The 6,454-nt window shown below is 62.7% G+C and carries 1 protein-coding gene; it reads left to right on the forward strand.

What is annotated here, in order from left to right:
- A partial coding sequence (locus ABN482_RS09510; protein WP_349503761.1) for a hemagglutinin repeat-containing protein occupies positions 1-6,454 on the forward strand: 6,454 nt, incomplete at both ends.

Genomic DNA, 6,454 nt, shown 5'->3' on the forward strand with positions numbered 1-6,454 from the left:
CGGATGTATGGCGATCAGGTCGGCATCACGACGGGTGATCTGCGCAATGCGACGGGAGCCGTACTGGCGGCCCGTCAGGGCATGACGCTGGGCGTGGCTTCATTGACCAATGACGGTGCAGTCGAAGCCGGGCGCGACTTGAAGCTGGACGTGGCAGGCAAACTGTCCAACACGGGCGGGCTGTCTGCGGCGGGGCGGATAGAGGTTGATGCGGGCCGGGTAGAGAATCGCGGCACGCTGGCGGCGGGGTTGCAGGATGATGGATCGCTGGGTGCGGAAGGCGACTTGCAGATCCGTACTGCAGCTGTATCGAACAGCGGCATCCTGCTGGCGGGCGGTGATGCCTCGGTCGTGGCCGACACGATAGACCTGTCGGGCGGCAAGCTGGTGGCCGGACAGGCCCTGACGCTGCAAACCGAGGGTGAACTACGCAACGTACGGGGAGCCGCACACGGCGCAACGGTGTCTGTGCAGGCGGATCGTCTCGACAATGCCGCAGGGCGTATCGGCAGCGACGGTGCGCTGGTCGTGGTGACGAATGGACCGGTCAGCAATGTCGCTGGCACTCTGGCCGCAGGTGACCGTCTCGACGTGCAGGCAAGCGCGCTGGACAACACGGATGGTGTGGTGTCAGGAGAAGGCGTCTCGATCCGTGTCAACGAGACAATCACCAATGTACGCGGCGTCGTGCAATCCGGGCAGCAGCTCGATCTGAGCGGTGCCGGGCTACTCGACAATCGCAATGGTCGGGTACTGTCCGACAGCGGCAGGATAGAGGCAGGCAGTCTCGACAACCGCAGTGGCATTGTGCAGGCCGAGGGTGCCTTGCAACTGATCAGTGCTGGCGAAGTCAACAACCAGCGTGGCGAACTGTATGGTGGCGCGCTGTCGGTGACGGCCGCAGGGCTGGATAACAGCGCAGGGCGTCTTATCGGAACGGAAAGCCTGGACCTGATTGCGCGGCAGCGGATCGACAACACAGACGGTACGCTGGCAGCAGGTGGCCGCCTCGATGTGCAGACCGGTGTGCTGGGCAATGTCCGGGGCCGTATCGAGGCCCAGGCAATGGCTCTGGAGGTCGATGGTGCACTGGACAATCGTAATGGTCTGATCCTGGCCGACAACGGGTTGCGCATCCGGGCGGCCAGCATCGACAACCGCGATACGCTGAATGCATCGGCAAAGGGCGTGATGGGGGGCGCAGTCGATCTGGCTGCCGATGCCATCGACAATCGTGCCGGGCGCATCGGTGCCAGCCAGTCGCTGGAGATCGTGACGGCCTCGCTGGACAACATCCGGGGGCAGGTTGCCTCCAACGGTCGCGCTCGTATCGAGGCGACCCGTCTGGGCAATGATACCGGGCTGATTTCCGCAGGGACGGCCCTGACACTGGCAACCGATCGGATCGACAATCAGGGGCGGCTGCATTCGGGCGGCGACCTGACGCTGGATGTCCGGTCGCTGACCAACCGTGCCAGCGGCGAAATCGTCGCGGCAGGCGTGAATCGCCTGAACGTTTTGGGGGTGCTGGAGAATCAGGGCCTGATCGATGGCGGCCATACCCGCATCCAGGCTGCGACGGTCAACAATACCGGCCGCCTGTATGGCGACAGGATCAGCATCGGCGCGGGTGAGCTGCGTAATGAACCCGGTGCCGTGATCGCATCGCGTGGCGACATGGATCTGGGCATCGGCACGCTGACCAACCGGGAGCGTGCCCTGATCTTTGCGGATGGTGATCTGGCCATCGGCGGCGCACTTGACGCCGCCAGTCGCGCTGCAGGCAGCGCCCGTTCTCTGATCAACGCATCAGCCACTATCGAGGCCACGGGGCATGCCGATATCGCGGCAGCCAGCATCAGGAACCTCAACAATCACTTCGAAAGTGAAGTGGTCGAGATCAGCCGTGAGCCGAAACTGTATTACCGGCTGGCGAACTCGACCGAACTGATGGACGGTTCGAAGATGTGGCTGTGCGATCAGGTGACTGCTGGCTGTGGTCGTGATCCTGTGACTTTCCTTGATGACGATGATGAACGTCGTCTGTTGCTACCGTCTGAGCGGTATCCAGAATCTCAGTATGGGCCTCCCTTTGATTATGTGCCAAATAAAAAAGGCAAGGCAGGACGAACGGCTCCGATCCCGCCTGCTTATGTGCCAGCAACGACTGCGTGTTCATTTGGGGGCGATGATGGCGGCAGTTGCTACACGGTGCCCGAGCGGTTCGCATACGCAGCCAATCAAGCAGTCTGGTCGGTATTCGAGATGGACTACCCAGGTCCTGAGCCTGTTTTGCCTCCACCGCCAATAGCAGAGTGTGGACGAATAGGCCTGGCAAACTGCCAGGCGGAAAAGGATCGTCAGGCGACCTACAAAAGCCAGATGGATGCCTATCGAGCCCAGCAGATGGAACTCGATGGCCGCATTCGTGCATTCAATGCCGACTTCAATAGCCGTCTCGTGGCGAATTTCTTCTATTACAAGGTGGAAGAAGTCGTTTCCGAAAGCCGAACCGTATCGACCGATCCCGGCAAAATCATCGCAGGAGGCAATGCCCATCTCAACGGGGAGGTGTTCAACGACAAAAGCAGTATCGTTGCGGGAGGGACGCTTTCGGTGGATGGGCCTGCCATTGTCAATCACGGGGCTGAAGGCCAGCGAATTGTGCAGCGGCAAGGCTATGAGGTTCGTACCGTCGTAGCGGACAGCGGTCGCGATGAGCGTTGGACTGTCTATGACGACATTGTCGCGCCTGAACGCATCGAACTGGCAGCGGCCTCAGTCTCCCAGCATGCTATTGCACCTGCCTCCGGCCAGAATGTACCCGGAGTCAGCAATATTGCAGGCGCATCGACATCGTCCTCCTCCACGGGGGCCAATGTACCGGGTGCGCAGTCTGTACAGGTATCGGGTGGGCCGCTGGCGGCCAGCATTGCCAAAGGAATAGACACACAGGGCGGACAGCCTGTACACGGTGTCACAGGCCCTCTGGAGTTTGCTGCGACCTCACAGGCCGGAGTGCCTGGTGTCGAAAAGGGACAGTCCGGTGGATTGCGGGCCGCAGCCCTTGCCAGGGGGATCGGCACTCAGGGTTCCGGTGCCGCGTCTGGCGTGGCCGATCCGATGGTGCCTGCCACCTCCTCTGATGGGAGTCTGCAGGCCTCTGCCGTGGCGACAGGCATCGGCATGTCCGGCGTTCAGCCCGGGCCGCGCGCGCCTGCCGTCGTGATCGATATCAGTGCATCGGGCGCGCAGACCGTGCGTGTCGTCACGCTCCAGCCCCAGGTGCCGCAGAACGCGATGTACAGCGTCGTGCAGCGCCCCGACACTCCTTACCTGATCGCAACCGACGCGCAGTTCACTGGCCAGCGTCAGTCCGTGTCCAGCGACTTCATGCTGCAGCAATTGAACCAGGACCCCGAGCATATTCTCAAGCGGCTTGGTGATGGCTTTTACGAGCAGCGGTTGGTGGCAGAACAGGTCATGCTGGCAACCGGCCAGCGCTTCGTGGGCGACTATACCGACAACGAGTCCCAGTACAAGGCCCTGCTGGGCGCAGGCGTCGATTTCGCGCACAAGCTTGGACTGAACGTCGGCACGGCGCTGACCGACGAACAACTGCGCCACATGACCAGCGACATGGTCTGGCTGGTGGAGCAGACCGTGACCCTGCCGGATGGCACCCAGCAACAGGTGCTGGCCCCTCAGGTGTACCTGGCCGTCAAGCCGGGCGACCTGCGTGGCGACGGTACACTGATCGCCGGTCGGGACACCTCGATCCGCGTTGACGGCGATGCCGTCAATACCGGCACGGTAGGGGCCCGCAATGCCGTGGTGGTCGAAGCAGGCAATATCCGCAACACGGTCGGCTCGGTACAGGGCCGTACCGTCAATCTTGCCGCACGCGAGGATATCGATAACCTGGCCGGGCTGATCCGGGGGGATACCGTCACGTTGGCAGCGGGCCGGGATGTCAATCTCCAGGCATCCACCCGTTCGCAGGCCAGTGGCGGTGTCAGCAGCACGCGCCTGGATGGTGTGGCGCGAATCGATGCCGGCACGCTGAACGTACAGGCCGGCCAGGATTTCAATGCCGAAGCTGCCGCCATCAGCGTGGCCGAGTCGGCACGCATCCAGGCAGGGCGCGATATCAACCTGACCACGGCCGAAGAGCGCTATGCCGAGTCCTACAACTACAGCTCGAAGAACCGTGCCGAGATGCGTAGTGCTACGGACATCGGCACACGGATAGAGGCCGGTGCAGACCTGACGCTGATTGCCGGTCGCGATGTCGCTGCCATTGCCGCAGAGGTTGCCGCAGGGGGACGATTGGCGGTGGGGGCCGAGCGAGATATCACGGTCGCGGCGGGCGACCAGAGCGGCTACGCGTACAACGAAACCTACTACAAGAAAAGCGGCTTTCTCTCCAGCAAGTCGGAGCACACCATCGTGTCGTCCGACTGGACCGATTCGGTCTCCTCGACCTTTACCGGCGACAGTGCGGTCCTGATGGCGGGTCGCGATCTGCTGGTTGCAGGTTCCAACGTGGCTGCCCAGCATGATCTGATCATGTCGGCTGATCGCAATGTGGCGGTCACGGCGGCCGCCAACAGCCTGGAAGAATATGAATACCGCCGCGTCAAGAAATCCGGCTTTGGCGCACTGGGCGGCATCAGCTACGGCTCGCGCCGTACCACCGACTCACTGGATACGCAGCGTGGTCTGCATACCGGCAGCACGCTCGGCAGCGTCGAAGGCGATGTGCTGGTCAATGCGGGGGCATCGCTGGGCGTACTGGGCAGCGACATCCTGGCCAGCAAGGGGGACATTACCCTGGTCGGTCGCGATGTGACCGTGGCCGGGCTGGCCGACACGATGCGCCAGCGGGAGTTCCATGAGGTCAAGCAATCGGGCCTGACCGTCACCGCCAGCAATCCGGTGGTGGATGCAATGCAGACCGGCATGCGCATGGCTGATGCTGCAGGCAAGGTCGACAATCCTGTCATGCAGGGGCTGGCCGGTGCCACAACGGTATTGGCCGCCAGCAATGCCTATGACGCGGTCAATGCGGCCCGCAATGCGGCCAACCCAGGCGCACTGAGCCAGATCGGCGGTGTCAGTATCAAGATCAGCCTGGGCAGCAGCCAGAGCTCCAGCACGACTGATCGCAGCATGACCAGCAATACCGGTGCCAATGTCGCCGCAGGGCGCGACCTGACCGTGCTCGCCAGGGGCGCAGGCGAGGCCTCGGACATCACGGTGCAGGGGGCCAACCTGTCGGCCGGTCGTGATGCGGTTCTGAAAGCCGAAGGCGATATCCAGTTGCAGGCAGCGCGCAATGTGTTCGATCAGCATACCGACAGCAAGAGCAGCGGTGCCAGTATCGGCATTGCGTTCTCTTATGGTGGTGAGAAAAATGGGCTTTCATTTGAACTGGGGGCCAATGCCGCACGGGGTCGCCAGGATGGCCGCGATGTAACCTGGTCAAATGCCCATGTGGCAGCGGGCAATACGCTGGCATTGCAGTCCGGCGGTGATATTTCCCTGCAGGGCGCATCGGCCAAGGCGGATCGGATCATTGCGTCAGCCGGTGGCAACCTGCTGCTGGCCAGCCTGCAGGAGATCAGTGAGTACACGTCTCGGCAGCGTAGTGGTGGTATTGGCGTCAGTATATGTGTGCCACCTTTGTGCGCAGGGGCCAGCAGTGCCTGGGCCAACGCCAGTACCGGTCGGATGGACAGCGATTTCGAGTCGGTGACCAAGCAGACCGGTTTGTGGGCGGGCGATGGTGGCTTCCAGATCGACGTGGGCGGGCGTACATCGCTGACCGGCAGTGTGATCGCCAGCAGCGATCAAGCCATTGCCGAGGGTCGTAATCGTCTGTCTACCGGCACGCTAGAGACTGGCGATATCCGCAACAAGGCCAGCTATAGCGCCAGCCAGGTATCGGTGGGTGGCGGATTCGGTTTTGGTGGCGGTGCGGAAGGCGCGGGCAGTTCTGCCGACCTGGGAACGACCCGTGGCAACCAGGTGGCAGGCGGTGCCAGCAAGGATGTCGGCACGTCGCTGGCCGGCCAGGGAGGCGGCCTGACGATGGGCGCGCCCACCGTGGTCGCCGCCAGCGGCAGCGGCAGCAGCACGACACGCAGCGCGATCAGCGAAGGCGAGATCGAGATCCGCGACGAAGCAGGCCAGCAGGCGCTAACGGGTCAGACGGGCGCAGAAACGATCGCCGCGCTGGACCGTGATACCTCGGATACGCTCAATGCGCTAAGGCCGATCTTTGACAAGGAGAAGATCGAGGCAGGATTTGAGATTGCGGGCGAGGCGAGCCGTCAGGTGGGTCAGTTCCTGACAAATCGAGCGCGGGAGGCTGATGCCGAAGTCAAGAACCTGGAGCAGCAACTGGCGCAAGAGCGCAGCCGCCAGCCGGGCCCGCAGGACGGACAGCGCA

The organism is Corticimicrobacter sp. (genome assembly GCF_040137905.1).
Classification (GTDB): Bacteria; Pseudomonadota; Gammaproteobacteria; order Burkholderiales; family Burkholderiaceae_B; genus Corticimicrobacter.